This is a genomic window from Erwinia tracheiphila (assembly GCF_021365465.1).
Lineage (GTDB): Bacteria > Pseudomonadota > Gammaproteobacteria > Enterobacterales > Enterobacteriaceae > Erwinia > Erwinia tracheiphila.
Map to the genome: position 1 here is coordinate 2,214,023 of NZ_CP089932.1, position 26,715 is coordinate 2,240,737.

The window sequence follows — 26,715 nt, forward strand, 5'->3', positions numbered from 1 at the left end:
TAAAAATGACTGTACTCGATACACATGGCCAGCACGGTTGAAAATGGTGGTGCGTGCCGGAATGAGAATCTACTCCGGCTTTTCCGGCCAGGTGATATCCGGCACCTTCGGCGCATCCACCGCCTGCACAGCTTTTATGTATTTCACCCAGGCGATCAGACTGGCTTTGTCTTCATCGCTGATAATGCCTAACTGTAGCTCCGTCTGCCAAAGGCCGATCGTTGCCTGACCCTCACTCAATAACGCTGTTTTCTGTTGCTCCGCCGCTTCCACGTCCGCCGCGTGCTGCGCTTCGGTATCCGTCACCCACTCGCTGCCGTTCCACGTATCGTATGGCGTAGATGGTGCCGGCGTAGTGGTTTTTTCCGGATAATCACCCGGCGCAGTAATGGAAACTTCGTCACCTGTTTCAGTGCTGTATACCGTTTCGCCACGATGATCGGCAACGTATTCCCACGCTTTCAAATCGGCGGTACGGCAAATAGCAAATTTTTTTTTGCTTTCACCCGGTGCGTCAGTACATGAGTTGGCAGGGATACCCACCCCCGGGGCAAGACACTCAACAGACGTTGAAAGATATTCACGGGTCCCGCCATCGTAGTTAAATACGGTAATATCTCCCGCCTCAATGGAAATCAGTTCGCTGTTCAGTTTTGCCGTTGCCATTATGCGGCCCTCACAATGTAGTTAAACGCAATGTTTCGCGGGCGGGTTTCATTTGCTGATCGAACAGACAGACGAGCGGAGGAAGTTTGCCCACCGTCAGCGAATGCGTCCCCGGCTGCCAGGCCATCAATGGCATCGGCTCCCGAACCTGTACGATTAGTCAGTACAAGAATGTTTTTTACCGTCAACCCGTTAGAGGCATAGCTCACACCCATTGCATCATTCTGTGCGGAAAGAACAGACCTGCCAGCATCCATGCCCCGACCATCGTCCGCGCCACGGATAAACTCACCTCGCAGATCGGGCAAACTGCCTGAGGGGTACGCCACCGCCAGTGCGGGATATTTGGCTTTATCAAACGCCGCACCGTTGCATTTAAGCCAGCCTGCGGGGGCTGTCGCTGTCGGCCACGGTAGCGGGAAGCCCACAGGGATATATTTATCAATATCTGACTCAAGCAAATATTGCGTATGGGGATCAACGGCAGCAATATGGGCTGCCAGTTGTTGATCAACATATGCCTTCACTTCAATGACAGCATCATCTGCATATTTACGGGTTGCCAGCACCACAGACGGATCGATTTTTAACGTTACCGCGTCTGTGCTGCTGACGATCAGGATCATACGAATAACCTGAACACGTCCGCTGCCTTCCTGTAACTGCGGTTTGTAGGTTTCCGCACAGTTGGCTATGGCAATCAGATCGCCCGATGAATCAAACAGGCCAATTTCGCGTATCCACCACCCTCCGGCGCTCTCCGGGATCACCTGTTCTGCAATAAGCTGGCTGATATTGTCCGGATCAACGCTCAGTGCATTAAGCGGACCGCGCCGTAGTTCATTTAGCAGCGCGGTTTGCGCCGGGTTCGGCGTCGGCAGCGCGCCATTGCCATCACCCACGGCCATTTGAGTGATCTCAACCTGCACCCCCAATGCCGTGGCGTTTGCCAGTTTTGCCGCCCCGATATTGGTTAACAGGGCAAAATATTTAGTCGCCACTTGCGATCTCCACGGTATCAATTAAATGGACTGCCGCGCCGGTATAACTGTGACCGCCCACGGCTGTAGCTTCAGGAAAGTACGGGTACACGGTCAGCGTATCGCCCAGGCAGCACCCGGCACCTGCATTAACCACCCCCGACGATTGCAGCGAAAGGGACAGCCCTTTCAGGTGCCGGCTGCAGGGTTTGGCATCATCAATCAGCCGCTCCAGTTCAGACCAGGTTTCTTCAGTAATTCCCTGCTCCTGCACGCCGATTTCAAGCCGGAAGGTGCCCGGCTCTTCGCCACTCTGCCACCACTCGATTACCCTCAGCAGATAGCCAAAAGGTTCCACAACCCGCCTCAGTGCCGTGATGGTGCCCTTCTGACGGTGAACCAGCCAGGCCATCTCGGTTACCTGACGTTTGGTCTGTTCGGGCCAGTTTTTATCCCAGCGGTCAACGGACAGCGCCCATGCAAGATACGGCAGCAGATCGACAGGACAATCTTTCGTATTCCACAGCTTGCGCAGATCGACGGGGATATCGGTGAGCCGTTCCGTGGCCTGAGTGGTGCAACGCATAAAGTCGCTGGATGAAGGCGGCAGTATCTGACTATTCATCGGTGCCACCTTCCGTAATCGTGAATGACTCACAGCGCGCCGCCTGAGTATCGTCAATCACAATATCGCTGGCAGGCTCCAGCAGCTCCACGCGCTGCACGCCCTGAACATGCAGTGCTGCGATGATGGCAGAGCGCGCAACGTTGCGGCCAATCCTGCCCTGCTGACTCAGCCAGGACTGAAGCACGGCCTGCGCGGCGGCATGGATGGGTTCAGACTCCGGGCCGGGGTAGAAATACAGCAGCGCGTCTATCTTATAATTCACGATTTCCGCAGATTGTACGATCAGGCGATCACCGACAGGACGCCGGTCATCAGCAGAAAGCGCCTGATTTACCGTTGCCAGCAGCTCATCACTGGCCGTACCGTCACCTTCGGTGGACAGCACGGAAACTATCACCACGGCGGGTGACGGACTGGTTGCTTTCGCATCCGCCGCCTGGCCGCTGGCGCTGCGGGCAAAATATTCATATGCGCCAGTTGGCCCGGCCACGCTCAGTCCGTCAAACGCCGCCTGCGCGCGCAATCGTAATGCGCTGTCATTTTCCGTTACCGCATCGGTGGTTGCCGTTGCCGGGGTGATAATCAGACGTTCGGTGCCAAGGTTGCCCGCGAGGTTATCGAGATCGGATGAAACCGCGTGGCTCAACATGCACGCCGCTGCGCCGTCATTAATCCGTTGCATGAGCACCATTACGCGGTAGGCGATCACCTGCGCTATGATGTTCAGCGGTTCAGATTCCAGCTCCAGCGCGGCAGTAACAGATGCCTGCTGTGCCTGCGGAAATGCTGCAACCATCGCTGCTTTTACCTCGCTGAGAATGGCTTCAAAATCCATTGCCTCAATAATCTGCGGTTGCGGTAGCTGCGATAAATCAACCGTTGCCATTGCTGCCACTCCTGAGCGTCAACACGCCGCCCGCCGCCTGCATGGTTTCGGTAATGATGCCGGTCAGTTCAGCGGTAACAGCGCCATCTTTTGAATAGTTAATACTGATACCGCTCAGGGCGATGCGCGGTTCCCACTGCGTCAGCGCAATCGCGGCGGCGCTCATACATTGCAGGCGTGTCACTTCATTCTGAGGGGCATCCAGCAAATCGGGGATCAGACTGCCGTAATCCCGGCGCATTACCCTGCTTGCCAGCGGCGTGGTCAGGATGTCGCGCACGGAATTCCACAGCTGATCGCTGTCGGTAAGCAGGCCGGTGCCATCCGGGTTCATGCCGGTATAACGAACAGTCATAGCGGTGCCTCTGTAGTGCCGCCGCTGTCACCTGGGTGTTTGTGCGTATGCAGCACCTTGCCGTTAGACGAAAGCGATCCGTCAGAATGGGCCACATTGCCTTTCATCGTGCCGCCTTCCGTCAGTTCGAACGTCCGCACTTTCAGAAGGTCGGTGCATTCCACCACCGGCGTTTCAAGCGTGACGCGGGCAGAAGCTTTGATATGTGCGGTCTTCATGCCCTGCGCTTCCAGCGCACCGGTCTGTGCGTCATAGCGGAAAGAGGCACCGTCCGGTGCCGTCAGCACCATCTCTTTCAGGCTGCTGCCCGGTGCAGGGTGATCGTTGCTGTACAAACTGCCGATAATGACTGCCGTTTCGGGGTTGCCACCAATACAGCCCAGCAAGACCTGCTCACCCACTGAAGGCGGCACCCAGAGACTGAATGCCCCGGCACGCGTGGCGCTCCAGCGCAGCCAGTCGGTCTGAAGTTCGCCGCTTTGCACGCGCACGCGCCAGCTCTCTTCATCAACGGCATTGACGACACCCACTCGGAGGATATTTTCCAGCAGGCGGATCAGTTCAGCGTTCATCGCGCGACGCTCCCCAGGCTGTTAATCACCCGTTCCGTAATCATCCGGTCATCGCCAGCGGTAAAGCCCAGCAGTTCACGCACCGGATATTTAGCAAAAGCACCCGGCCCGACCTGATCGCGCTGGCCGTACTGGTGGACACGGGCAATACGTGCGGCCACGCCGTCATAGCCTACAGAAGTGCCGCCACCGTCAGCGCGCATTTTGAGAAAGCGATAACCTCGTAACCGCTGAAACATCGGCACCTTCTTCGCAGTGCTGCGGCGCACTGACCGCGTGTTTATCTCAATGTAACGTTCAATATCACTGCGGTAGAAGGTGCGGATGGCGTTACGTTCTTCATCAAAGCCGGTCAGGGTGCGCCCGTACTTTCCCTGGCCGCCGTGCCAGTTTTTCAGGCGTCGGATCTCACCCTGCCAGACAAATACAATACCCTGCTGGGATCGCAGCACCCTGCGGCGGCGGGCAGCCCAGGGGGAACCATCAGGATTTTTCTGCGCTTTGATGCGCTGTTGCTGGCTGCGTTTCAGCGCCTGCCCGACAGCACGCGCGGTGAGGGTACGTCCGGCCTGCGAGGTACCTGACAGGATGCCGCTGAACACCTGATCCAGCTCACGAAAACGTTCCTGATTCATGCAGCCTCCCATGTGGCATCGTCAAAGACGGTGCTCCAGTCTCCATCCGCTGATGGGATGCGCGGCCTGGGTTCCGGCAAATGCTCCGCGCGGGGTATGCCGTCTTCATCCAGTGAGACTTTCACCCGCTCGCGAAGCGGCATTTCAAACAGAATATCGGCGGTGTCATCGTTGTTAATGAGCGTCGTAAATTTAATGTCCCGGTTCTTATCCGGGTTCAACAGCAGGCAGGGCTGGTTGTGCCAGAGCCATGCCATCAGCGGCAGGGTGAAATCATCAATATCACCGGCAAAGTTCATCACAAACAACACCAGGTTATAACGGTACATGAATGACGGTGTTTCGCCGGTCGTTTCAATGTTTCCCTCTTCCACAAACACGGTGAAGGCTTCAGGGTTGGCCCTGCACCACGTGTTTGCGCGGGTCAGCATTTCGCGCAGCGAATCTGCTTTCAGCATGGTATTACCTCAGTCGGCTGATTGAATCATAGGCAGCTTCGCAGGCCAGCCCTCTGGCTCTTGCCTCGTCAGCCTCTCCTGCCAGCTCTCCCGCGCGCTTATCAGCGCGGCGGAACAGGTCGGCGAGCAATATGGCTCCGCTGGTTTCTGCCTCGCTTCTGCCGGGAGTACCGGCACCGCAGGTGCGTTCACGTTCTGCCAGCTGCCTGGCGAGTTTACCGGCCCTGTCGTGCAGCCCACGAGAAGCAGTACGGGCACGATCAACATCAGCCTGAACGGCAGCAAGCTGCTGGCTGGTCTGTTTTCTGATCTCATCAATTTCACCCTGTCGGCGTTGTTCTTCTTTTCTGGCCTCTGCCTGGCGTTCAGCCAGCGCTGTCGCATCATCCGCATCACGCTGTTTCCATTTCAGTGACCACTCAGCATCAGCCCTGCTGTACCCAGCCATATAACGCTGCTGGCTGAACCACCAGACGGCCAGACCACAGAGCACTACGGCTACCGTCAGTGTCGGTTTCACCGGGTGTTCTCCATATCACGCAGGCACCAGGCTTTGAAATCCGTTCTGCGGTTAACCAACCCCTGACTGCGCTGACCTGCGCTGTTAACAAAGTCTGTCAGGCGGTTGCACATCGCCTGCCAGTCATGTAACCGGGCATTTTTCCAGATAGTGGTGCGCTGTTTTCGGCCCTGCCCGTTGGTGAACCACATCAGGCCGGTACAACCTACGTTAAGCGCCGCATCGGTCATCGCCTCAAACGCTGACTGTGGCATATACGCCGCCTCAAAATTCTGGTTAATACAGTTTTCTGCCCGCGTCAGATCGTTAATCCAGCGACCGGCAATTTCACTGTCGCTGTATTCGCGGTTTTCAACCCCACCTGTTGAGCCAATCCCGACCGTCAGCACGCCGGAGGGGCAGTAGTAGGGGGTTTTACGGCAGTCTTCCCAGTCCGCTATCTTTTGCTGGGTTTCCTGTGAGGTGCGCAACGTGGCGGGGCTGAACGTGGCACCCAGCGCGACGATGACCGCAATCGCACATTTTCTAACAGGCTTTTTCATCTTCAGGGGCATCCTGTTGCAGCAGTGAAAGTGCGCGACTGTCGGCAGCGCTGAGCGGATGGCGTTCCGCCTGTAACAGGATCTGATTAATCAGATCGTTGCGACGCTGCTGGCCGCGCTCGATGCGCGTGCGATAAAGCCAGCCACGGAGACCAAAAACGATCCCGATCAGCAGCCCGGCCAGCGCTATTTTTTCGCTTAATGTCATCACACCGATGCCCGTTACCAACGCTGACATGGTGAACGTCAGCCAGTCATTCAGGCGCTGAAAAAAACCTAATCCCATAGCTGTACTGTCTCCCGTTGTGTACTGCGGGTGATTTCCGGCAGCTCAATCTCCTGACCGGCATCCAGAAAAACCTGCTGGCTCAGTCCGGGATTGGCAGATAACACGTTTTCGGTCACGCCCTGCGTGGTGCCGTAGTGACGCCAGCAAAGCAAATCCACCGTATCCCCCTGTAACGCTTTAACCTTCATCAGCACAGCTCCGCATAGAGTCGCGGCGCGCCGCGAATATCAGCAATACTCCAGCGGGCATCCCGCCAGAGATCGTCCCGTTGCAGGTCAAGCGCGGCGGCGTCTTTGTCGCCTTTCGCCGTGGTGTCAACGTCGCGATAGCCCTCAAGGACCAGCGCCCTGGCAATCGAATAAACTGCACGGCGGAAGCGGTACACCTTCACGTTTTCACCGTTGATCATCAGCTTTTCCATCTCACCTGATGGCAGGGCTGAAGGTACATCTTCCAGCGAGTAAAAGCCTGCGCTGACCTGACCGGCACGCCAGTCCAGCAACTGCGCGGTGACATGAGCTACCGCTTCCGTGGTGACGTGCATCAGTCTGGACGTGGTGATACCCCCGGTGATGCGCGCGGCCAGACGGAGATCGGTCAGTTTAATGACCGGCCAGAATTCCCCGGCGCTGACGGTGGCATCACCATCATCAACATCGGGCGTATCACTCCCGGCAGGCAACACGCGCTTATTTGCCACAAGGCTGCTCATGCTTATCTCCCATAAATCAGGCGGTGGGCGGGTGGTTAAAAGACCGTAAACGGGCAGATATCCACCCGCGCCGCCTGTCGGACGGGGCCGAAGTCGTTAATTCTTTTTCTGGCTGGCAGGCTTGCGGGTTGCCGCCTTGCCTGTTGCCGCCCTGGTCGTGGTTTTACGCGCCGTCGCTTTACCTGCTGCGCTGGCGGCGGTGGTCTTTTCCGTAACAGGCTCTGCAGCACCGTCAGTTTTGTCGGTGCTGGCCGCGTCGCTTTCACCCGTGCCGCCATCGGCAGACAGCTTCTTAACGTCACGGGCAAGCGTGGCGATCTCTTTTTTTACCCCGGCGTTGGGGTTGCGCGTCAGCGCCTCACGGAACAACGCCAGCGCTTCCGCTTTGGTCGTGATATCAGTCGCACTACGGCGGGCAAGCGCACGGGTCTTGCACAACTTGGCGCGCACCACATCCGGCATATCACTGTCGGCGACAATCTCCGCCACTTCGTCAAGCACAGCGATGCCGGACGATAAATCAGCGTCAGCATCAGCAGCCGCGAGCGTCAACAGTGGTTTACTCATTTCTTCGGTCAGGAATGTTGCTGCCGTGCGGTTAAAGTTATCCGGCAGTGTCAGCCCGTGGCGCACCACATAGCGCCCCAGCCTCAACGCAAGCGCATAATCACGACAGTCAATCGCCCAGACCATCAGCCGGGTAATGACTTCATCCTGTCGTCCGCTGTCGCCGTCGAGCGTGCCTTCAATCCATCCCTCATATTCAGGCAGCATGGATTTTTTCATTTCAGCTTTGGTTTCTTCGGACTGCACGCCGCTAAGGCGGGACAATTCCATACGCAGGCGATGCAGAATTTGCTCATGCGCAGTGCGCTGGATATCGGATTCTTCATCCGCCTGGCCCCGGCGTTCTGCCATGACCTTCTGAAAATGTCGTTGTGCCGGTGTTAACATCGTCACTTCTCCCCGCCGCTTCTGTCACTCGCCTGCCGGTTCGGCCTGGGCGAACTGAATACCGTCAATGAACGCAACATTGCCGTAGTCTTCAATGACAAAATCGTCGTTTGAAGACTGATACGTTGCGACACGGTTGTACTCCGGCTCTTCCTTGATCGTCCGGCGCAGGCCGCCACGATGGTAGTAGATCGACAGGTTTTTGAACGGCGTGATCAGTACGCCATTTACAGGGAAGTAAGGCGCGATGAAGGTCGGCATGTTGCCTACGCGCTCCTGCGCGACAATCAGCTGACCGGCCAGCATTTCGGTATTCGGGTTGGTCTGGCTTAACGCGTTGATGGCTGAGAAATTGCTGGTAGTCAGCAGGTCGCCCGCCAGAATCACCACGTTATCCGGGTTACGCTTGTGCCACTCATCCATCAGGGTGTTTTTGGCGTCGTACACCGCAGCGCCAATGTTGCCGTAGGTGCCTTTCGCTACAACCTTGTTATCTTCATCGCGAGAGGTGATCGTCACATCAGAAATAACCCGGTGCGGCGCTTCCTGACGGATTTTTTCCAGCCAGCCAGTGCCACAGTCCTGCAACAGCGGGTTAGCAGCGCGGTCAGACGGATCGCTGTACTTCACGCCGTTAAAGCCAATCATGATGCGATCAAGCGACATCTGACGGGCCATCGCCTTGCTGATCAGCGGCTGGAACTCCGGCATATGCGCCCACGCATCAAGCTGTTCGTAGCTGATGCCGTAGTCATAGTTGACCTTGCGGCACATGTAGTCGAGCGGCTCCATTGAATGATTAGAGCCAGGGTTGCGGCGACTGGTGACGCTGTTGTTTACGCCAGCCATCGGGCCTTTACTGCCGATCAGGACTTTCTGTCCGATCTGCTGGTTGACGCCAAACACGTTAATTTTTCTCAGGAAAGAATCATCCTGCTGCGCGGCCTGCTCAAGGCGCTGCTGACGCGTCGGATCTACGGCAAATTTTGCAGCAACAGCGGCGGTTGATATGCCGTTAAGCTGTGCCTGCCGGGCGATGTACCGATCAAACAGCTGGCGGGTATTGTTATCCATGTTCTCTGCTCTCGTTGTGAATATCAGAAATCAGCCAGCTGCTCGCTGGTGCCGCCGTTCGCGGGTTCCCGCTGGCTGAAACTGGCATCGGTGCTGCCCAGCTGGCTTCTCAGCGTGACAAGGTCAGCGGTCAGTTTCTGGATGGTCTTGCTGTCCTGCTGGCAGGCGCGATGAAGGTCGTTGAAGCTGTCCAGCAGATCGGCATGGGATTGAGCGACGTTCTCCACGGCGTCACGCACCTGGCTGAACTGCTCACCGTCAGATTTACGGCCTTTGCCGATAATCCCCATAACGCGCCCGAACCACTGTTTGCCCTCATCGTTTCGCTGTTCAGCCAGTTCGATAATTTCAGCCTCAATGGCATCGGTGAACAGCGGGGCTTCACCCTGCTGATTGTTGAAAGACATAACCTGCTGACGCTGCTGCGCGGCAAACTTCAGGCGCTCGGTGCCGAGGCTCGCCGGAGTATCGGTCATCGCCAGCCCCATGACATAAGCCCTGCCGTTAAGCGCAAACTGCGGGTGCAGCTCAATGCTGGAGTAAATTTTCTTACCTTCATCCGTCAGCTTCTTCATGCGCTCAGAAGGTTCGATTTCGGCGTAAAGCGCGGTGCGTCCGGCAAGCGGGCCTTCGCTGATATCTTCCGCACTCAGCGCCGTCACATCCCCCATTGCACCGAAATCACTGCCGGGAAACGGCGAAAGATAGTGCTCCACGTTGACGCGTGCGCCGTACACGTCCGGGCTGTAGTTTGCTGCTGCATCACGAAGGTGCTCAGGGCGAATTTCGCGCCCGTCAACGGTGGCACCGGAGACGGCAACGCGGAATTTCTTACGGGCGGGTTTAGCAGAGCTTGCCATGTCGATAATCCTGTTGAGTGGTTTCTGTACGGCCATGATGGCAGAGCGTAACCAGCTGTCTCAACGAGGTTTTGTTGTCGGAGGAAGGCCAGGCCATAAAGGGGGGGATAGCGGGATCGCGTGCGGGGTAATCTTCACTCCATAAACGGTGGAGGGCAGATGATACAGGACGCGTTTGTACGTCAGAGGGCAAAACAACTTTACTGGCAGGGCTACCCGCCAGCGGAGATCGCGCGCCTGATGGGGATAAATCAGAACACAATTTACGCCTGGAAGAAACGCGATGAATGGGATGAAACGCCGCCCGTCCAGCGCGTCAGCCAGTCTATGGATGCCCGCCTTATCCAGCTTACGGACAAGAAAGACAAGACCGGGGGAGACTTCAAAGAGATTGATCTGCTTACCCGGCAACTGAAAAAGCTGTCTGACGGACAACCGGCAGGGGCTGGCACGGGCAAAAAGCCGCGCCAGCGCAAGCTGAAAAATCACTTCACCGAAGAACAGATCGTCGCACTGCGGGAGAAAATAACGGCATCACTGGCGCAGCACCAGCGCAAATGGCAGGAACAGCAGGACCAGCGCAACCGCATGCTACTGAAAACCCGTCAGTGCGGCGCGACCTGGTATTTTGCCCGCGAGGCACTGTTGCGCGCCCTGCGGGATGATGTGGAATATTCGTACCAGCGTAACCAGATATTTCTGTCGGCATCCCGCCGTCAGGCGCACCAGTTCAGAGGCTTCATCCAGAAGGTGGCGGGCGAGGTGGACGTTGAGCTGAAGGGTGGTGACAAAATCGTACTGAGTAACGGTGCAGAGCTGCATTTTCTCGGTACATCGGCGGCAACAGCGCAGTCTTACACCGGCAACCTGTATTTCGATGAGTTTTTCTGGGTCAGCCACTTCACAAAGTTGCGTAAAGTGGCGGGCGCTATGGCAACGATGAAAGGGCTGACGCGCACCTATTTTTCAACACCATCAAGTGAAACGCATGAGGCTTACCCGTTCTGGACGGGTGACCGCTGGAATGAGAAACGCCCGAAGGTGCAGCGCAAAGCGTTTGATGTGGGCTGGAAAACGCTGAACAGCGGGCTGTTATGCCCGGATAAAACCTGGCGACAGATAGTCACATTGAAAGACATTATCGATCAGGGCTGGGAATATACCAATCTTGAAGAAATCCAGGATGAAAACAGCGAGGATGAATTCCGCAACCTGTACATGTGCGAGTTTGTTCGCGATGGCGAGTCAGCCTTCAATCTTAACGCCCTGATTGGTTGCGGGGCAGATGGTTACGACGAATGGCCGGACTGGAAACCCTTTGCGTCCAGGCCGATGGGGAATCGCCCGGTATGGATTGGCTATGACGCCAACGGCAGCAGCGGCAATGGTGACAGCGGTGCGATTTGTGTTGTGGTGCCGCCGCTGGTGCCGGGCGGCAGATTCCGCACGGTGGAAACGGAACAGGTGCGCGGCTTTGAGTTTGAAGAGCAGGCGAAAGTTATCGAAAACTTCACCTTCAAATACAACGTTCAGCATGTCGGCATCGACGTGACGGGCGGTAACGGTGAAGCCGTGTATCAGATAGTGAAGAAGTTTTTCCCGATGGCGATGCCCTGGACCATGTCAATGACGTCAAAGCGCACCCTGGTGCTGAAAATGCTACAGCTAATCCGCGCCGGGCGCTGGGAGTATGACCGCAGCGAGCGCGCCCTGATCAACGCCTTTAACTCGGTTCGCAAGGTAAAGACGCCGGGCGGATTCATCACCTATGACACCGATCGGTCACGCGGCGTCAGCCACGGTGATTTAGCCTGGGCGAACATGCTCGCCATTATTAACGAACCGCTGGGCCAGGAGAGTGGCAACGGCGGGTTTGCTATGGAGTTCTGATGAAGAAGCGCACCTACAAAAACAAACACACTGCCAGTAGTGGCAGTGCCGGACAGCCTGATATCTCTGACGCGCTCAGAGGCGATCCGTCGCTCAGCGCCTTCACATTCGACGGCCCGTACCCGGTAACGGACGGTTATGATCTGCTGGATAATATGTATTGCGCCGATAATGGCCGCTGGTTTGAGACGCCGGTTGACTGGTACGGGCTGGCCCGTTCTTTCGGTCAGGCGTCATGGCATCAGTCAGCGCTTTACTTCAAACGCAATGCGCTGACCGGCTGCTATATTCCCCATCCGCTGCTGAACCGTCAGGCATTCTCCGCCTTCGTGCTTGACTGGTTTGTCTTTGGCAACTGCTATCTGGAGTGCCGCCGTAATCGCCTGAATGGGCCGCTGACGTTGCGCCATGTTCCTGCGAAATACACACGTCGCGGCAGCGATCTGGACACGTACTGGTTTATCCGTCAGTGGAAGGATGAGTACATGTTTAAAGCGGGTGAGGTCTGCCACGTAATGAATCCTGATATTCACCAGGAGATCTACGGAATGCCGGAATATATGGGTGCACTGCTCTCCGCCAGCCTGTCACACTCCGCCGATAAGTTCCGCAAACTCTATTACGATAATGGCTCACATGCTGGCTGCATACTCTACGTCGGCGCGACGCAGGTTGACCAGGAAAGCATAAAGGTGGTGCAAAAAACCCTGTCAGAGGCCAGAGGAAAAGGCGCATTCAAAAACGTGCTGATCAATGCGCCGGGCGGTGGTAAGGATGGTGTGCAGCTGATACCGTTCAGTCAGATCTCTGCAAAAGATGAGTTTCTGAATATCAAATCTGTTACGCGTGACGATATTCTTGCCGCCCACCGCGTGCCGCCGCAACTGATGGGTGCCATGCCTGGTGAGAAAGGATCGTTTGGCGACGTTGAAAAAGCCGCGCGCGTCTTTGCCATCAATGAACTGATGCCGGTTATGGAAGCACTGAAGCATGTCAACGACTGGCTCGGCCAGGACGTGATCCGCTTCAATCCTTACGCGCTACTTGAGCAGAAGTGACTCACTGCCGCACTTCGCCTGCCCTTCCCGTGCGGAGCATAAAAGCGTTATGCCCGCACGGGATCGCCGATCAGAGGTATGCAGGAGGGTAACGTTTTTTTAGTGCGCTCCCGATGTGTCGCTTTATGCTTTCCACCACATCCTCCCAGACGTTCTCATCAGATTTACCGATAAGCACCCTGACAGGTCTGTCCTGTTCGACCTGGACGTCAATACTGACGCGGTTATCACCCACAGAAGCGAGCTGAAGGTTCAGAACCACACTGACATGCAGACCTGATGGTTCGTTTTCGACCCACGTTCTTACTGCCATGCGAATTGCTCCGTCAGGGGTGACGCCAATCTGTCGAACGGAGAGCGCAGAAAAACCTTCTGGTTCGTTGCATGGCAGACCGGTCTCAACATAGGGGTGGAGATCCCCGGCACTGTCCACCCAATGACGGGCAGGCAGGCCCAGCCATTCCTCATAGTATTCGATCAGCCTTATCGCCTCATTCCTCAGTATTCTTGCGGCATCGGCTCGCCTTTCTTCGACCGTCTCATTGAGACGGCATAAATCACGGAAGTGGCTCATTGCTCACCTCTTTTCTTTCTGGTTGTACTCACCGCTATTGTGCTGACTCATCCGATGATGAGCAATGCGAATTTCAGTGCTCACCGTCAGATTTTTCAATACCCGCATGACCGCCCGGTGCCTGATACCGGAGGCGAGAAAACGCGCTGAGAAGGCGAAAAAGGCCGGAGAATGCCAATTAAAGGCATCACCTCCCGACCCTCCGTCGCGTGGGCTGTTCCCCCGTCACCTGCGCGCGACATTTGCTTCGTTTTTTGTGCATTTGCCGATCCGGGGCCAGACCGCGCCGCCACAGGGCGGAAAGGGTATAAACAGCGTCAAAAAAATTGTGCAAATTTGTGCACTATTGTGCAACAGAGAATGAAGGCCAGGAAAGAAGAAAAGCCGCCTCAAAAGGCAGCTTCTCAGATTAGTGGGGATTGATGGATAATCGGCGCAAAACTCAAAAAGAAGATTGGAACTCTTCTGCTCTGCGCTCAATTTCTGCCATGTAGGATGTACGGGCTAACTCATGCGCATTGGGTGTCATGATGCTGATCAACTGATACTTATCTGGATATAAGAAATGGCGGGAGTAAACGAGATAGCTGTTTGATTTACGCGAAGCAGCAGGCAATTTTGCAGGCCACGGCTTTTCATCAGGTAAACGGATATGGATCTTAAAAACAAAAGAATCGCGGAGACGCCCGCTATCTTCCCATTGCCCTTCATTGCCAAAAACTGAGGGTAAAGATCCGCCGTTCTTCCATGACTGCAAAGCATGTGCATATTTACGAGCAACTGCGGGAAGTTCTATATCGTTGTGGACAGAGACTTTAATCATGGCTCTGCCTTAATGGAACGTTGGATCTTCAAGGCCCAGCTTTTTATGTTCACTGCGGATAAGTGCATGAACCTGATCGGCAGTAACACCCAGATCAGCATCTGAAGTTTTCTTAGGAACATGCGTGCTTTCAATGAAGGATAAAATATCTTCAATCGTATAGCGAAGCGTCGCAGCGGAACGAGCAAAAGCGACAATCTCTTTTCTCAGTCCCGCGTTACTTTCAGGTACGCTTTTCAGCGCAACCCTTGCAGCCTCGACAAAACTTGCACATACCGCAATATGACGGAAAAGGCTTTCAAACCCTTCCTGAGTCTCTTTTTTCTGATTTTTCAGAATAATAGGGATCTGCTTCTCTTCCCATTCAATGCGGAGGTTTGCTCTGTGTGTCTTCATCCTGTCAGCCAGGTTAAGCATATAACTGGTGGCCTCATCAATAGGAAGGTATGCCACAGAATCCTTTACGTCCTGGAGGGATAGCGTAGACGTACTATGCCGGGAGATTGATACGTCATGATGCACAATACTACTGGCAGGAACAGGGGCAAGAGCCACCGCCAGCGCTGCGGCCATAGATGATATTTTATTTTTCTTACTGCCCATAATTTCCTTTCCTGCCAATAATCGTGAACCACTGCCGGAATGATAGCGCAAAAAAATCACCCGCTGAAACGAATTATCCTCGCGGCAAAACTAGCCCGCATCAACCTCATTGAGCGCCACGTTGTGGCGCTGGCGGACTCTTTGCCGCCCGCACCCGCAGAATCGCTATTTCCGGCGTAACGCATTACGCCAGCCATACCGATTGCCATGAAAACACGGTATTAAGCCCCGCCGAACTTAGAGATAAATGCCTGCCCTGCGGGGTCAGGCATGCTTCATGCGCTCGTTTAACGTCTCAACAATGAACGCATTCACCGATACTTCATTTTCTGCGGCTGCCTGATTCAGGCGTTCGCCGAAAGATTCAGGGTAGCGAAGCGTGAATGTCCTGGTTTTTTCCTGGCGGGCGTAAGGTTCTATACCTTCCGCACTACAATCTTCCAGATACTCACGAAGCGAAATATCGCCTTCTTTGTTCAGTCCCTGAATACTGTCAGAAACAAAGTCACAGTAGCCTGTCAGCCCCAGAAAGCGCCCGCGAAACATATTAATTTCCGGCACGTAGCTGACAACCGCTGGCTGCCCGGCAATAACGATCATATTTGGGGTGGCTGGTTTTGTCATGGTTTCACTCCGGTGCTTTCTAACCATTCGCGCAGGCTGACGACTGCGCCTTTAGTAAAATGCAGCTTCCGGCATATTGCCCCCTTACTTCCCGGCCATTTTTCCACATCAGTATTACCACTTCGCCTGGATTGAATCGTGCACCATTGATGCATATATATTGCCTGAAAGAGAAGATCACATGCTGATCATCGTAGGGCAAAAAGTAGTCGGTCGCATCATCAATGCTCACCTCAATATAACCGGGTGGTTTAGTTTTTAATGGTTGTGCATTTCTGGCATCCATCCGGGGTATCCTCATTGTTTTTGCTGACTTCATGTGAGCATTTTTTACAATAGCGGAGCAGATTAACAAATCTGATGCTGCCGTTCCTGTCCATAAACATTTTTCGCGTCTTATCAGTATGTACAGACGAACCCCGCGATAACGCTTCAACCAGTCGTTCACTTACATATATTCCCAGAATGTCCAGCACCTTGCTGGCCCTGGCTGCAAGCTGGGGCGGTGGAGGGGATGAATGCACCGGTTGCGAGTATTTTGTTGGTGGCGAACTCTCTTTACTTCCTGGTGGTGGGCTACTGCGCAGGCGTTTTAATAATTCCCGTCTTTCGTGGCGTGTCATCTGCCCGAAATCCTTAATTTCCTGCGTAGCAATATCTGTACTTTTGTCTGAATTTTGCTCAGGCGGACAGTTATTGCCACGAGTCCAAGGGGCGTCAGGGCCGCCCCGAAGGTCAGGGTCAACCCCCTTAAGGGCTTCTTCTGACGCGGATTTTATTCTTTTTCTGACCATTACCCAGTTGTCGGGGTGCGTGCAGACGCGCGACTCTTCACCAAGGGCGGGGGCCCAGATACCGAAAATCTGTATTCCGGCTTCGCCGTAATCGTTGAGTTTGTCGGCGACATCGTAGGCGGTGCGGATCAGATAGTCTTTGCGGGGGATCAGCACGCCGCCCTGACTGTTGATATAGCTGGCAAAGCATCCGGCATCGGCGGCAACCAGTACGTTATCCATTGACTTGTCAGGCAATTCTGCGGGGCCATCCTTCTGGCGCGACATCTGGACGGCCAGCCTTCGCAGTTCACGGTAAGCCTGGCGGGAGGGAATGCCGAAGAACTGGAACTGGCGCACACCGTGTAAACCCGTCCAGCCAATAGCGTGCTCCACGCTATCGGCCATGCTTTTTCCGCTGTCATTATCCACGCGCGGCTGACCTGTTTTTGGGTCAATGCCGCCTACTGCTGCGCCATCAACGTTTTTACCTATATAGGTTGCGATATAGCTTGTTGGGGTGCCTTTTTCTTTGGTGATAAGTTCGCTTTCAAAGCGGGGGGTAATATCGTCGCCCAGCTCCGCCCTGTCTTCGCGGATCGCAAATTCGCGCACAATATCAACAATGGCCTCGCGTTCGTCCGGGCGCGCAAAAATCATCATGTGCCAGTGGACGGTACCGTCATGATGCGGTTCGGCAACCCTTACCCCATACCAGCGCAGCTTTTTGCGATTAAGTTTCTTTCGTACCCCGGCAAAAAATACGTTAACCAGATAATCGCTGCTGTCGCGTACCGTTGAACCGTCCCATTTGGGATTGAGTGGGCCGCTCTCCAGCGTGGCATGGAAGCGCGAAGGGCAGGTGACCGTCAGAAAAACGGCCTCATCGCCGCGTGCCTCGGCGATATTTTCCATACCCTTCATGGTGGTCATCATTTCAAAACGGCGGTGCTTTGGGTTGCTGTTACCGGCGTAATACGCATCTTCCAGATCGATGGTGAAACCATCCTCATTCACCAGTTCGTAAGATTTAAGGAAGTCGCGCATGCGGCGGCGCTGGTCGCGATGTTCTGTGAGAGCATCCCGACTGAGGTATACCGATGTGGTTTTCGACACCATCCCGGCAGCCCTGAGCTGTTCTTCCCGCCAGATGCGCCGGAGTCGCCAGAGTTTGCGCTGCCACCAGTTGGCGCAGGTCAGGCGGGCTATGGCACCCGGAAGCTGCTCAAGGTCTGGTTCACTCCGTCGATCGTTGTCTGTTCTGAGTGCTTCCCACCCTGCAGGTGTGACGTTCAGTTTAAATACCGTGCGGGCCAGATTCTGGTAAGCCTCAAGGGCGTCATTCAGCGAGAAATTAACGCCGTACAGATCACACAGGCGGTTAAACTCACCTTCTATCGCGCCCGCCGTCAGGGTTGCAGCTGTCTGGATCTCGCGTTTGGTCAGTCGGGGAAGGTCGAGTAATGCATCCAGTCGCTCTTTTGCCGTCACATACTGATAAGCAGGCGTCCTGAAGCGGGTATCGATGCGTTCCACGCGTTTAAAAATGCGGTTAAGCTGGCCGTGCAGGAATGCGCTGGCTGGGCGCTCCTTCTTTCCGCCCTGTTCCGCGTCATGTTGTTTTTTGCGCAAAAAGCGCAGGCGCTGCATGAGCGGTTCGCGCAGATAATCTGGCATTGCCAGAAGCGCAACCACCTGATTATTGTCCCTGTCCCGTCTCGCTGCCCGCCTGTCTTCTTCGGTTCTTTTCAGCTCCTTATCACGAATAAGATCGCGTTCGAGGGCGCGATTAATCATGATCTCACAGGCTGAGGGGGGCTGCCCTGCCCGGCGCAACGCCTCGGCCCGTTGATCACTACGGGTGTAGTAGGCTATTTGTCTGGCAAGCTCTGTAATCCGGGGGGCTTTGCCGAAGGTGGACGGATCGGGTGCCGGTCGGGGAGCATTCCAGTACCAGGCGTAAGGTGCGCTCATTACTTCCCGCCCCCGAACTCAGCCCAGGCAACCTGACATGCTTTCAGCAACCGTGCGGACTCGGCGATAAAATCCCCGGCGTCCAGGTGTCCTGATCGCCGGATACTGTGAGCAATGAGATCGGCAAAAAGCGGTCCGGGTGAATGATAGATGGCCAGTGGCCCCTCATTGCGTTCCATCAGGCTGTAAAGCGCCAGTCCGTACTTTTCAGAGATGATCCGGTAGCGGCCATCAATAATGCATTGTCCGCCGATCGTTTCCTGCTGGCTCTCATGATGGTGGGTCAGTAATTTGTGCCAGCTGTCGTGGTAATCCTGAGTGCGAACGGCCAGACGTGGATCACGTCCCCACAACCAGTCAATAAAGGCGTAAAAATCGGTCATGCGCGATTCTCCCGTTTTACAGGCGTGAGCAGGCACCCCGGTATTGCTGCGGGGTGCGCGTTTGCGGGCGGGTTAAGCTGAAGTGAAGTCTTTGAAGATCGCCTGTATATCGCTGACGTCATCGGCGATATAGCTGAGGGCTGATTGCAAATAAAGTGGCATCGGGTCGTAATCCCGTCTGAGTATTTCAGCGGACAGGAAAAACGCCATTGCGCGGGCGCGGTGCAGTTTTCGGTTGATTTCGGTGGTCTGATGCGTGCGAACGACGTCGCGGGCACTCGGTTTGTTGCAGGTAGAACTATTGCGGGTTGCCATGATTGGGCATCCTCCGTGCTGAGAGTTAAAAACTCACCACGAGAGTTGCTACGCTCAAGGGTGGTGAGGCGTACAGGGGTAGCAATACCGGTCAGCACAGAACCCGGCCCAGCCGAAGCTGGCCCTGCACGCCCCACCATAATGCTGATGTGGCCGTGCTTCGCACACAAAAAAACCGCGTTAGCGCGGTTGTGCGCTGTACTGATTACCGGGTTGCTACACCCGGCAGCCGATTTTGCGGCTGCACGGGGAATATAGCCTCCGGTAATCAGAATATGCAAGGTTTTTTTGTGGGCGCTGCTGCGGGGGAGCATTCGACTGAATCCCGTCATCATCCCGCAACCTGTTCGCCAAAGATAACGTATGGAAGCTCCCCATCCTGTTCGTCAGTGATCTGACGCACCCGGATGATTGCCCCCGGCTTGATGCCACATGCCTCTCTGGCACTGCCACAGATTATCGAGTCGCCGATATGGACATGCGCATCAGGGATGAACGTCTGATGGCGGGCGACCATTTCTTTGCGAGATTCACTCATACCTGACTCTCCGCGTGGGTGCCCAGAGTGCCGATCACCTCTCTGGCCCTCTGGCGGTTACTGGCGTCAGTGCTGACGGAACGCTGCACGCTGATTTCGTGCATCCTGAACGACTGGTAAATCTCGCGGGTGGTTTCGGTGTCACTGTTGGAAATGACAACCGGCGCGCCATATTTGCGGTTAACCTCCAGCAGCTCCGCCACTAACTGGCGGTGGTGCTTCCCGGTGAATGGCTCGGTGTGGTATTGAGTGAAACTGGCGGTTTCGCTGACAGGCAGGTACGGCGGATCGCAGTAGATGGCTTCATCCGTTCCAGCCATCACTTTGAGGGTGTTTTGAAACGAGCTGCACAGGAAAATGGCTTTGGTGTCGTTGGCCTTCTCGGCAAACTGGCGGATCTCCGTTTCCGGGAAGTAAGGCGCGGTTTTGTGCTGACCAAAGGGTACGTTATAGCCACCACGCTGGTTATAACGCACCACGCCGTTGTAACCGTGTCGATTGAGATAGAGAAACAGCGCAGCCCTGTAAACATCAGGCAACCCCTTCACGCTGTTGAATATGTGACGGTTGCGCAAATAAGCTTCCTTTGAATTCCCCTCAGCGAACAGCTGACGCGCCATACCAGTCAGCAGATCGGGGTTACCCTTAACCTCGCGATAAAGGCGGATCAGATCCGGGTTGATATCGGCGAGGATATAGCGGCGATAATCGGTATTGAGGAACACTGACGCGCCGCCCACAAAAGGCTCAACGAGGCAATTGGCCTTTGGAAGGTATGGCAGTAATTCAGGTATAACGCGGGTTTTTCCTCCCGGCCATTTGAGAAGGGAGCGGATCATAATGCCGCCCCCGTAGCGCCTTTGGCTGCGAGGCTTTTCAGGTTGTCTGAGAGCTGGGCGATCTGATTCCACACATCAGCGGCAGCGTTATGTTTTTCAGGGTCAACAAGCCGATTTGAGGCATACCCACAGACAGTAAGCGTAACCTCTTCAACCGTTCTGACATCGCGGACATTCCAGAAATTCCAGACCGGTTTTAACTCTACAGCGCGCATTGCGTTATAGATAATCGGCATATCGTAATCAGTACCGCGCGCCCAGACTTTCACGCTCGCCTGATCACAATTTCTCAGGATAAACCTATTTAATTCACTGAGAGCTACAGGGAGGGAGCCAGCCCCTTCTTTCGTTACCTCCGCTCGTACTTCTCCCGACTGCTTAAACCACCATCTGATTGTTTCAGCACCCAACGTTCCGCCGAATGCTTCACTGCTTTCAATAGCAATAGCCCGGTACATTGAGGCGAAAACCTTACCTGACATAGGATCAAAGATTGCCGCAGCTACAGACGCAATAGCGGCAGTTGGCTTGTTATCCATGGCTTCAATATCAATCATTACGTGTTTCATCTTGCTTTCCTCGGGGTGCAGGAAGCCCGGCGCGATGATGCGCCTGACTGCCGGTTAATCATTCAGTGGTTAATTCGCTGCGCCGTCCGGTGCGGGTGGTGGTGATCCGCGTGACGCCTGAATTTCAGGGCGCGGCGCAGCATGATCGAGAAACTCCCACGGCAACGCCGCAGCCAGCTCCGCCAGGCGCTTGATGCCCAGCATCAAAGATCCGCGTTCCTGCTCACTCAAATCGTCAAAGTCTGCTCTCAGGCGTTCCCGCGTCAGCTGCGGCAATCCCTGAAACCGCGCAGCAGCTTCGTTAGCAAGAATAAAAATAACCTCACGCTGGTCTTCTCCCAGCAGGTCATAACGATTGGCTGTTTTGCAGGTGCGGGAGACCTTAAGCTCCGACTGCAAACGGGCGCACTGTTCAAGAAATATCTGACGGCCCGATAACGTTTTATCCTGTCCGGTACGCATGGTTTTACCTCCATCACTGCTGCTTATCCGGGGCACAACTCGTAAGTAGTGCCCCGGATAAGTGCCGGGTTTTAACCATTCCCGGCGCATGGTTTTGTGGTAATTTCGTTATGCCGCCTTCGACCAGGAAGTGAGCGGCATAACTACCCACCAACAAGGAGAATTCATGTCACAAAACGAGACTGTTCCAATCCTCATTCCCGGTGAAATTTAGTGCTACATAGCCAATCACCTGGCATGTCTTCGTTTTCATTACCGCCTTCCTGACGGTGAGGTCATCCCTCAGGCTGATAAGCTCTTTACGGGTCTCACTCCAGAACAAGCCATAGATGCCATTGCTTTTCTGAAGAGCTATGTAGAAAAGATGGCCGCTATTGGCGCTTCTGAAACTGGCAAATCCCGCCACTAGTCACGATAAAACCGGCAACAGATCCGCTGTCGTAATATCTCTTTCTCAGGCCGCATAACTTCGCGGCCTCTTTTATCTTGTTTTTAAGTTTTCTTTTCATTGCTGGCCTCCTTCAGAGGGGTTTCGGCGCAGGTCTTCGATAATTAGCTGACTTTTAGGTTATGCAAGGCGGGGTACGTCGATTTATCAGTCATAGCTACCTCAACTTTGCGGGTGTAATTAAAAATTCTTGTTTTTTTCACACATTCCACGACTTCAATTAGTTCTGGCTATTAAAGGAATGGCATCGTCTAAATACGTATAAATGCCGGTGCGGCCTTTGCTTCCTTGCGTTTCATGACGCCATATCCGCTATTGCCGGGGATGGCACCTCACCATTCATTACGGAATTGACAAATGGACGAAGCACGATCAATGCTTCATCGTCATTCGTGAAAAAGGCCGCGCCGTAGAGATGCTGAAGACCACTAACCAACACACCGTAATGTGATTCGCGCCCTTGGGGATTATTTTCAAAATTAAAATAATAGTCCTGAAGTAATTTATTTATCTGTTCTGCGTAGAAGCTTTTCATTTTCCATGCCTCCTGATTTGAATTTATTTTTCAGATTAACGTGGTGGCAATGGTCACGAATTATTGCCTGTGCGGATGTTAAAAATACCCAGGAAAAAACCAGCAGCCAGAAAGCCAGTAGTAAATCATCAAAAAGAAATGAGTCGTCCATGTTTTATAATCCTGCGCACGGTATTACGGGCTTCAGACAGCGAAAAGTCACGCCCATAATAGTTATTGCTGTTTTCAGCATACTTTGTGATTAAATAAGCGCCGCGATTGTTCAGTGCGTTTCGTGGCGATTTTCGGATCGTGAAACCGGAACAGATATAAATATTCCTGCTGACCTGAATTACACCCGGAATAATTTCCGCAAACTTATCCGGATGCGCCATTAAATGTTTCATGCTGGTGACCTTCCGTTTACCGTGCGACCTGACTTAATTGAACTACGGCGGTAGGTTGCTTTATCACGCATGAGGCGATCTATGTGATAGCGCTCGTCGGCGGTGATGATGGCGCGGCAGTGGCGCAAAGCGTCTAAATATTCCTGCATCATGATGAAGCGCTTAGGGCGCTTTGAACCTGGCATCCCTTCGCGATGAACGGGAATCTGATTTCTGTCCATAAGGTGTTGCACCGATTTAAGGGTGCGACCAGTGACATAAGCGAACTCCTCCGCACTAACAAAAATCTGATTTGCAAGCTCGTCTGTTGGCATATCCCGCAGCTTCGCGGCCTGCTTTGCGGTCATCCTGCAAACTCGCAATGCACGTCCTGTATCAACAGGGAATTGCCTTGCATATTGTGTGTCAATTTCGCTGATGTTTTTCATTGTGCTAAAATCCCTAGTTGAACCCCAATGGGGTTTATTTGGTTCAGAGTTAGCTTTGCTTGCTCTGGTTTGATTTCATTATAATATATGGAGAAGTTGAACATATGTCAATAACACAAGGTGAGAAATTAAGATTAATCAGGTTTTCTGAACAACTAAACAAGAAGGAACTATCTGATTTAGTTGATATTAATTACACCACTTATCATGGGTATGAGAATGATAAATCCAGAATGACTTTAGATTCGGCGGTAAAAATTTTTGGGCACCCCCGTTTTAGCAAGTATCAAGACTGGTTTTTATATGACCGAACAGATCCTGCGAAGGGGCAAATTGCTCCGGCTCTCGCACACTCTATGCAAGACGAAACAACCTCACCCCGTTAAGGAGGGAGAACTGGCTAGATATTTATTACCTTTGGGCTGAAGAACTGAGGGTAAGAGTTGCGCAGTACATCGGAGGGTTATCTTATGTCAATTAAGAAACTCGAAGATGGTCGCTTTGAAGTGGATGTAAGACCGCGGGGCCGCAATGGAAAGCGTATCCGTAAAAAGTTTGACCGTAAAGCTGATGCACATTGCTATGAACGCAGCATCATTGCCAGGTACCAGAACAATGATTATCTCAACCGGCCAGCGGATAAGCGTCGCCTGAGTGAGTTCATTGAAACCTGGTGGATGTTGCTGGGCCGGAATCTGCCCTATGCAAAGTACAGGCTGAGTACTGTCAATGGAATCTGTCGGGACATGAACGACCCCATGATGTACCAGATTGACTCCAGATGTTTAATCGACTATCGGTGCTTGCGCCTGGAGAACGGGATCAAAGCATCGACTATCAATCACGATCTGTTTGCGTTAAGCGGCATTTTTAAAGCAATGGGGGCGATTGATGAGTTCTATGGGGAAAACCATGTTGCCACGCTGGCACCACTCCGGGAAGTAAAATCCGAAATGTCATACCTTACTGAGAACGAGATTAACACTCTTCTTGGCTCAGTAAAGGGTGATTATTACAGGATAGCCGTTCTTTGTTTAGCGACAGGGGCGCGATGGGGGGAGGCTTACGGACTCAAGGCAGAACATATCATCCACAACAACGTTATGTTTCCTCATACCAAAAACGGGAAAAAGCGCGTTGTTCCAGTCTCGCAGGAGGTGGCTGATATTGTTAAAACGCACGAGTCAGGGCGGTTGTTCAAAGTCAGTTACAGCCGTTTTCGCAAAATGATGAAGGCTGCGAAACCTAATCTGCCAAAGGGACAGGCGGCCCATGCACTACGGCATACCTTTGCCACTCACTTTATGATGAAGGGCGGGAACATCATAACCCTGCAAAGAATACTTGGTCATGCAGACGTATCGCAGACCATGACCTATGCACATTTTTCCCCGGACTATTTAGCAGATGCGGTAAGCTTTAACCCGTTATCTGAAGTGTCCACATTGCGACCACAGTTATCAGGTCAAAAGGGGGTAAGTGGGGGGTAATGGGGTTATAACTTATTGATTTACCGTAGTCACTTAGGTGGCTACGGGGTTACTAATCCCACCCGTAAGGGCATTTCAAATACCGACTCAACTTCATCATCGCTGGCCCGCCATTGCAGGTCCTGTGGCAAAATACCGACCACGGGTGTGACCTGAAAACCGCTGCTGCTGGTCACGGCAGGCAGCACACCCAGCATACGTTACTGTGTCAGGATAGATGGCAACTTCCTCGTGTGTTTCGCGCAGCGCCGTGGCGATTAACGAGCCATCATCGCGGTCTTTCATCCCACCGGGAAAGGCCACCTGACCGGGAGGCTTTCGTAGTGTGGTGGCACGCTGTGCCAGCAGCAGTGAAGGACGCGGGCGATTAATAACCGGCACCAGCACGGCTGCCTGACGGCCTGAGCACAATAACGCAGCAGGTTCAGGAGGTTGCAACATAAAACGGCTAATAAAGTGATCGATTGTCAGATTGGTGTCAGTCATCGTGAGCTTCCAGACAGGGAAGAATTCGGTTAACTTTATCAAAAGTCTCCTGATATTCCGCCTGTTCATCGCTGTCCGCAACAATTCCTCCGCCTGCCGTGCAATAAAGCTGGCCCTTCTCCGCGGTCAGTGTGCGAATAGTAATACTGGTATCCATTCTGCCGCAAACGCTGAGATAACCAATGCTGCCACACCAGGCATTGCGTCTTTGGGGTTCCAGTTCGTCGATAATTTCCATTGCGCGTACCTTTGGCGCACCGGTTATGGAACCGCCGGGGAAGCAGGCGCGCAGTAAATCGCAGGCGCCGAGTTCAGATTTAAGCTCGGCGGTGATGGTGCTGACAAGGTGATGGACTGCAGGAAAAGGCTCGACAACGAACAGTTCCGGTACCGTCACGCTGCCCGGTTTTGCCACCCTGCCAATATCGTTGCGCAGCAGATCGACAATCATCACATTTTCTGCGCGATCCTTCGTTGAGTGTGCCAGTTTAACCGCCTGTGCGCGGTCGGCGTCAGGATCCGCAAGACGTGGAAGCGTGCCTTTGATGGGCCGGGTTTCAACGATCCCCCCAGTAAGATTTAAAAAACGCTCTGGTGAGAGGCTGAGAATGGCGCTTTGTGGCAGGCGGATAAAGGCACTAAAAGGAGCGCGGTTTTGTTGATTTAATCGTCTGAATGCCTGCCACTCATCGCCGCTGAAGCTTGCCTGAAATCGTTGCGCAAGATTGATTTGATAACAATCACCGCTGCGAAGCCACTGCTGAACCTGACGAAACTTCGCACCGTACTGCTCCCGGGTCATATTGGAAACCCACGGACTGGTCAATCTGAAAGGATGTTCAGGCAGCTCTGATTGCAGGTTTTCCAGCCAGATAAGTCGTGAAGAGCCATTATCCTGCATTACCAGGGTAAGCTTTTTTAGATGGTGATCGGCAATTAACGCCCAGTCGTATATGCCAATGGCCATATCGGGCGTATGCAGATCCTGCGTTGCCCGCTGCGGAAGATTTTCAAAGCGCCGTCCCAGATCATAGCCAAACAGGCCAAGGGCGCCGCCCTGGAACGGATAATCCTTATGCTCATCGGCATTGAAGGGGCAGGTTTGCAGGGTTTTTTGCAGTAAATACAGCGGATCTTCACGACTTTCGATAACATGACCGCCCTGACAAACGGAGGTGATTTCACCGTGAGTAGTCAGGGTGATCAGCGGGTCGGCCACCATAATATCAAAACGATTGTCGCTGTGGTCAGCAAAGCCAGAGTGAAGCAGTATTGACCATGGCTCTGAGGAAACGGCAGTAAACAGCCGTTCAATCGCGCCCGGGGTATAGCTGAGAGGATAATAAACAGGTGACATAGGGTTTTAAGATTCGACACAGTATTTTC

General features: G+C 53.8%; 39 protein-coding genes and 2 pseudogenes. 5 read left to right on the plus strand and 36 right to left on the minus strand.

Features of this window, described 5'->3' with window-relative positions; genetic code table 11:
- Positions 1 to 69 precede the first annotated feature (69 nt).
- The 16 genes from LU633_RS11685 to LU633_RS11760 all read right to left on the minus strand — a co-directional run bounded on the left by LU633_RS11685 (position 70) and on the right by LU633_RS11760 (position 10,131).
- The gene (locus LU633_RS11685) at positions 70 to 666 is read right to left on the minus strand and encodes a tail fiber assembly protein (protein ID WP_233485090.1); all 597 of its coding nucleotides are present in this window, start codon (positions 664 to 666) and stop codon (positions 70 to 72) included.
- A complete protein-coding gene (locus LU633_RS11690) occupies positions 666 to 1,667 on the minus strand; it encodes a phage tail protein (protein WP_016193201.1) in 1,002 nt (333 codons plus the stop codon). Before LU633_RS11690 ends, LU633_RS11685 begins: the two co-directional genes overlap by 1 nt.
- Positions 1,657 to 2,271 (minus strand): phage tail protein I, encoded by a 615-nt coding sequence (locus LU633_RS11695; protein WP_016193202.1) that lies wholly within the window; start codon positions 2,269 to 2,271, stop codon positions 1,657 to 1,659. The genes LU633_RS11690 and LU633_RS11695 overlap by 11 nt, the downstream gene beginning before the upstream one ends.
- Positions 2,264 to 3,160 carry a baseplate assembly protein gene (locus LU633_RS11700; RefSeq protein WP_016193203.1) on the minus strand — a complete coding sequence of 299 codons (897 nt, stop codon included), beginning with the start codon at positions 3,158 to 3,160 and terminating at the stop codon, positions 2,264 to 2,266. Before LU633_RS11700 ends, LU633_RS11695 begins: the two co-directional genes overlap by 8 nt.
- The gene (locus LU633_RS11705; RefSeq protein WP_016193204.1) at positions 3,147 to 3,515 is read right to left on the minus strand and encodes a GPW/gp25 family protein; all 369 of its coding nucleotides are present in this window, start codon (positions 3,513 to 3,515) and stop codon (positions 3,147 to 3,149) included. Before LU633_RS11705 ends, LU633_RS11700 begins: the two co-directional genes overlap by 14 nt.
- Positions 3,512 to 4,087, minus strand: coding sequence for a phage baseplate assembly protein V (locus LU633_RS11710; protein ID WP_016193205.1), 576 nt, complete (start codon positions 4,085 to 4,087; stop codon positions 3,512 to 3,514). Before LU633_RS11710 ends, LU633_RS11705 begins: the two co-directional genes overlap by 4 nt.
- Positions 4,084 to 4,722, minus strand: a complete 639-nt coding sequence (locus LU633_RS11715; RefSeq protein WP_016193206.1) for a phage virion morphogenesis protein — start codon at positions 4,720 to 4,722, stop codon at positions 4,084 to 4,086. Before LU633_RS11715 ends, LU633_RS11710 begins: the two co-directional genes overlap by 4 nt.
- A complete protein-coding gene (locus tag LU633_RS11720; RefSeq protein WP_016193207.1) occupies positions 4,719 to 5,180 on the minus strand; it encodes a phage tail protein in 462 nt (153 codons plus the stop codon). The genes LU633_RS11715 and LU633_RS11720 overlap by 4 nt, the downstream gene beginning before the upstream one ends.
- Positions 5,181 to 5,184: 4 nt before the next feature.
- Positions 5,185 to 5,700 carry a DUF2514 family protein gene (locus LU633_RS11725; RefSeq protein WP_016193208.1) on the minus strand — a complete coding sequence of 172 codons (516 nt, stop codon included), beginning with the start codon at positions 5,698 to 5,700 and terminating at the stop codon, positions 5,185 to 5,187.
- Complete coding sequence (locus LU633_RS11730) at positions 5,697 to 6,242, minus strand: lysozyme (protein WP_016193209.1); 546 nt, start codon at positions 6,240 to 6,242, stop codon at positions 5,697 to 5,699. The genes LU633_RS11725 and LU633_RS11730 overlap by 4 nt, the downstream gene beginning before the upstream one ends.
- A complete protein-coding gene (locus LU633_RS11735; RefSeq protein WP_016193210.1) occupies positions 6,226 to 6,528 on the minus strand; it encodes a hypothetical protein in 303 nt (100 codons plus the stop codon). The genes LU633_RS11730 and LU633_RS11735 overlap by 17 nt, the downstream gene beginning before the upstream one ends.
- The gene (locus tag LU633_RS11740; protein WP_016193211.1) at positions 6,519 to 6,719 is read right to left on the minus strand and encodes a tail protein X; all 201 of its coding nucleotides are present in this window, start codon (positions 6,717 to 6,719) and stop codon (positions 6,519 to 6,521) included. Before LU633_RS11740 ends, LU633_RS11735 begins: the two co-directional genes overlap by 10 nt.
- Entirely contained in the window at positions 6,719 to 7,243 is a 525-nt protein-coding gene (locus LU633_RS11745) for a head completion/stabilization protein (protein WP_016193212.1), read from the minus strand. The genes LU633_RS11740 and LU633_RS11745 overlap by 1 nt, the downstream gene beginning before the upstream one ends.
- A 96-nt stretch (positions 7,244 to 7,339) precedes the next feature.
- On the minus strand, positions 7,340 to 8,197 hold the full coding sequence (gene gpM, locus LU633_RS11750; protein WP_040465938.1) for a phage terminase small subunit: 858 nt from the start codon (positions 8,195 to 8,197) through the stop codon (positions 7,340 to 7,342).
- A gap of 24 nt (positions 8,198 to 8,221) precedes the next feature.
- Positions 8,222 to 9,271 (minus strand): phage major capsid protein, P2 family, encoded by a 1,050-nt coding sequence (locus LU633_RS11755; protein ID WP_016193214.1) that lies wholly within the window; start codon positions 9,269 to 9,271, stop codon positions 8,222 to 8,224.
- Between the two features lie 23 nt (positions 9,272 to 9,294).
- Entirely contained in the window at positions 9,295 to 10,131 is an 837-nt protein-coding gene (locus tag LU633_RS11760; RefSeq protein WP_016193215.1) for a GPO family capsid scaffolding protein, read from the minus strand.
- Between the two features lie 159 nt (positions 10,132 to 10,290).
- On the opposite strand from LU633_RS11760, the gene LU633_RS11765 reads away from it, so the two are divergent.
- The gene (locus LU633_RS11765; protein ID WP_040465939.1) at positions 10,291 to 12,021 is read left to right on the plus strand and encodes a terminase large subunit domain-containing protein; all 1,731 of its coding nucleotides are present in this window, start codon (positions 10,291 to 10,293) and stop codon (positions 12,019 to 12,021) included.
- A complete protein-coding gene (locus LU633_RS11770; protein ID WP_016193218.1) occupies positions 12,021 to 13,079 on the plus strand; it encodes a phage portal protein in 1,059 nt (352 codons plus the stop codon). Before LU633_RS11765 ends, LU633_RS11770 begins: the two co-directional genes overlap by 1 nt.
- A 70-nt stretch (positions 13,080 to 13,149) precedes the next feature.
- On the opposite strand, the gene LU633_RS11775 is transcribed toward LU633_RS11770, so the two are convergent.
- The 3 genes from LU633_RS11775 to LU633_RS11785 all read right to left on the minus strand — a co-directional run bounded on the left by LU633_RS11775 (position 13,150) and on the right by LU633_RS11785 (position 15,079).
- A complete protein-coding gene (locus LU633_RS11775) occupies positions 13,150 to 13,653 on the minus strand; it encodes a hypothetical protein (RefSeq protein ID WP_016193219.1) in 504 nt (167 codons plus the stop codon).
- A 442-nt stretch (positions 13,654 to 14,095) separates the two neighbouring features.
- Complete coding sequence (locus LU633_RS11780) at positions 14,096 to 14,476, minus strand: type II toxin-antitoxin system YafO family toxin (protein WP_046372029.1); 381 nt, start codon at positions 14,474 to 14,476, stop codon at positions 14,096 to 14,098.
- 9 nt (positions 14,477 to 14,485) lie between these two features.
- On the minus strand, positions 14,486 to 15,079 hold the full coding sequence (locus tag LU633_RS11785) for a hypothetical protein (RefSeq protein ID WP_046372030.1): 594 nt from the start codon (positions 15,077 to 15,079) through the stop codon (positions 14,486 to 14,488).
- Positions 15,080 to 15,118: 39 nt separating this feature from the next.
- Between LU633_RS11785 and LU633_RS11790 the strand changes: the two genes are divergently transcribed.
- Positions 15,119 to 15,259 carry a hypothetical protein gene (locus LU633_RS11790; RefSeq protein ID WP_161796982.1) on the plus strand — a complete coding sequence of 47 codons (141 nt, stop codon included), beginning with the start codon at positions 15,119 to 15,121 and terminating at the stop codon, positions 15,257 to 15,259.
- A gap of 84 nt (positions 15,260 to 15,343) precedes the next feature.
- On the opposite strand, the gene LU633_RS11795 is transcribed toward LU633_RS11790, so the two are convergent.
- From LU633_RS11795 to LU633_RS11865, 15 genes and pseudogenes are all read right to left on the minus strand, one after another.
- Positions 15,344 to 15,703, minus strand: coding sequence for a type II toxin-antitoxin system HicB family antitoxin (locus LU633_RS11795; RefSeq protein ID WP_046371849.1), 360 nt, complete (start codon positions 15,701 to 15,703; stop codon positions 15,344 to 15,346).
- Between the two features lie 19 nt (positions 15,704 to 15,722).
- Positions 15,723 to 15,989, minus strand: a complete 267-nt coding sequence (locus LU633_RS11800; protein WP_046371850.1) for a hypothetical protein — start codon at positions 15,987 to 15,989, stop codon at positions 15,723 to 15,725.
- Positions 15,955 to 18,450 carry a replication endonuclease gene (locus tag LU633_RS11805; protein WP_052734706.1) on the minus strand — a complete coding sequence of 832 codons (2,496 nt, stop codon included), beginning with the start codon at positions 18,448 to 18,450 and terminating at the stop codon, positions 15,955 to 15,957. The genes LU633_RS11800 and LU633_RS11805 overlap by 35 nt, the downstream gene beginning before the upstream one ends.
- Positions 18,450 to 18,833 carry a hypothetical protein gene (locus LU633_RS11810; protein WP_016193222.1) on the minus strand — a complete coding sequence of 128 codons (384 nt, stop codon included), beginning with the start codon at positions 18,831 to 18,833 and terminating at the stop codon, positions 18,450 to 18,452. Before LU633_RS11810 ends, LU633_RS11805 begins: the two co-directional genes overlap by 1 nt.
- 72 nt (positions 18,834 to 18,905) lie before the next feature.
- Entirely contained in the window at positions 18,906 to 19,148 is a 243-nt protein-coding gene (locus LU633_RS11815) for a derepression protein (RefSeq protein WP_016193223.1), read from the minus strand.
- Between the two features lie 41 nt (positions 19,149 to 19,189).
- A pseudogene (locus LU633_RS11820) lies at positions 19,190 to 19,483 on the minus strand (ash family protein); the annotation flags it as partial.
- Positions 19,480 to 19,686 carry a hypothetical protein gene (locus LU633_RS11825; protein WP_016193242.1) on the minus strand — a complete coding sequence of 69 codons (207 nt, stop codon included), beginning with the start codon at positions 19,684 to 19,686 and terminating at the stop codon, positions 19,480 to 19,482. The pseudogene LU633_RS11820 and the gene LU633_RS11825, both read right to left, overlap by 4 nt.
- Positions 19,683 to 20,525 (minus strand): DNA adenine methylase, encoded by an 843-nt coding sequence (locus LU633_RS11830; protein ID WP_016193243.1) that lies wholly within the window; start codon positions 20,523 to 20,525, stop codon positions 19,683 to 19,685. The genes LU633_RS11825 and LU633_RS11830 overlap by 4 nt, the downstream gene beginning before the upstream one ends.
- Positions 20,522 to 21,082, minus strand: a complete 561-nt coding sequence (locus LU633_RS11835) for a 3'-5' exonuclease (protein WP_233479716.1) — start codon at positions 21,080 to 21,082, stop codon at positions 20,522 to 20,524. The genes LU633_RS11830 and LU633_RS11835 overlap by 4 nt, the downstream gene beginning before the upstream one ends.
- 81 nt (positions 21,083 to 21,163) lie before the next feature.
- The gene (locus LU633_RS11840; RefSeq protein ID WP_040465952.1) at positions 21,164 to 21,556 is read right to left on the minus strand and encodes a hypothetical protein; all 393 of its coding nucleotides are present in this window, start codon (positions 21,554 to 21,556) and stop codon (positions 21,164 to 21,166) included.
- A 169-nt stretch (positions 21,557 to 21,725) separates the two neighbouring features.
- On the minus strand, positions 21,726 to 21,962 hold the full coding sequence (locus tag LU633_RS11845) for a hypothetical protein (RefSeq protein ID WP_040465953.1): 237 nt from the start codon (positions 21,960 to 21,962) through the stop codon (positions 21,726 to 21,728).
- A gap of 337 nt (positions 21,963 to 22,299) precedes the next feature.
- The gene (locus tag LU633_RS11850; protein WP_016193245.1) at positions 22,300 to 22,539 is read right to left on the minus strand and encodes a hypothetical protein; all 240 of its coding nucleotides are present in this window, start codon (positions 22,537 to 22,539) and stop codon (positions 22,300 to 22,302) included.
- A complete protein-coding gene (locus LU633_RS11855) occupies positions 22,508 to 22,690 on the minus strand; it encodes a hypothetical protein (RefSeq protein ID WP_046371852.1) in 183 nt (60 codons plus the stop codon). Before LU633_RS11855 ends, LU633_RS11850 begins: the two co-directional genes overlap by 32 nt.
- On the minus strand, positions 22,668 to 22,925 hold the full coding sequence (locus LU633_RS11860; RefSeq protein ID WP_016193247.1) for a hypothetical protein: 258 nt from the start codon (positions 22,923 to 22,925) through the stop codon (positions 22,668 to 22,670). The genes LU633_RS11855 and LU633_RS11860 overlap by 23 nt, the downstream gene beginning before the upstream one ends.
- Positions 22,922 to 23,353, minus strand: coding sequence for a hypothetical protein (locus tag LU633_RS11865; RefSeq protein WP_233481908.1), 432 nt, complete (start codon positions 23,351 to 23,353; stop codon positions 22,922 to 22,924). Before LU633_RS11865 ends, LU633_RS11860 begins: the two co-directional genes overlap by 4 nt.
- A gap of 104 nt (positions 23,354 to 23,457) precedes the next feature.
- On the opposite strand from LU633_RS11865, the gene LU633_RS11870 reads away from it, so the two are divergent.
- Together LU633_RS11870 and LU633_RS11875 are read left to right on the plus strand one after the other, a co-directional pair.
- Entirely contained in the window at positions 23,458 to 23,739 is a 282-nt protein-coding gene (locus LU633_RS11870; protein WP_046371853.1) for a helix-turn-helix transcriptional regulator, read from the plus strand.
- An 84-nt stretch (positions 23,740 to 23,823) separates the two neighbouring features.
- A complete protein-coding gene (locus LU633_RS11875) occupies positions 23,824 to 24,843 on the plus strand; it encodes a phage integrase (RefSeq protein WP_046371854.1) in 1,020 nt (339 codons plus the stop codon).
- A 53-nt stretch (positions 24,844 to 24,896) separates the two neighbouring features.
- Here the strand turns inward: LU633_RS11875 and LU633_RS11880 are convergent.
- A pseudogene (locus LU633_RS11880) lies at positions 24,897 to 25,329 on the minus strand (CoA pyrophosphatase); the annotation flags it as partial.
- The gene (pabB, locus tag LU633_RS11885) at positions 25,322 to 26,686 is read right to left on the minus strand and encodes an aminodeoxychorismate synthase component 1 (RefSeq protein WP_016192447.1); all 1,365 of its coding nucleotides are present in this window, start codon (positions 26,684 to 26,686) and stop codon (positions 25,322 to 25,324) included. The pseudogene LU633_RS11880 and the gene pabB, both read right to left, overlap by 8 nt.
- Positions 26,687 to 26,715 lie beyond the last annotated feature (29 nt).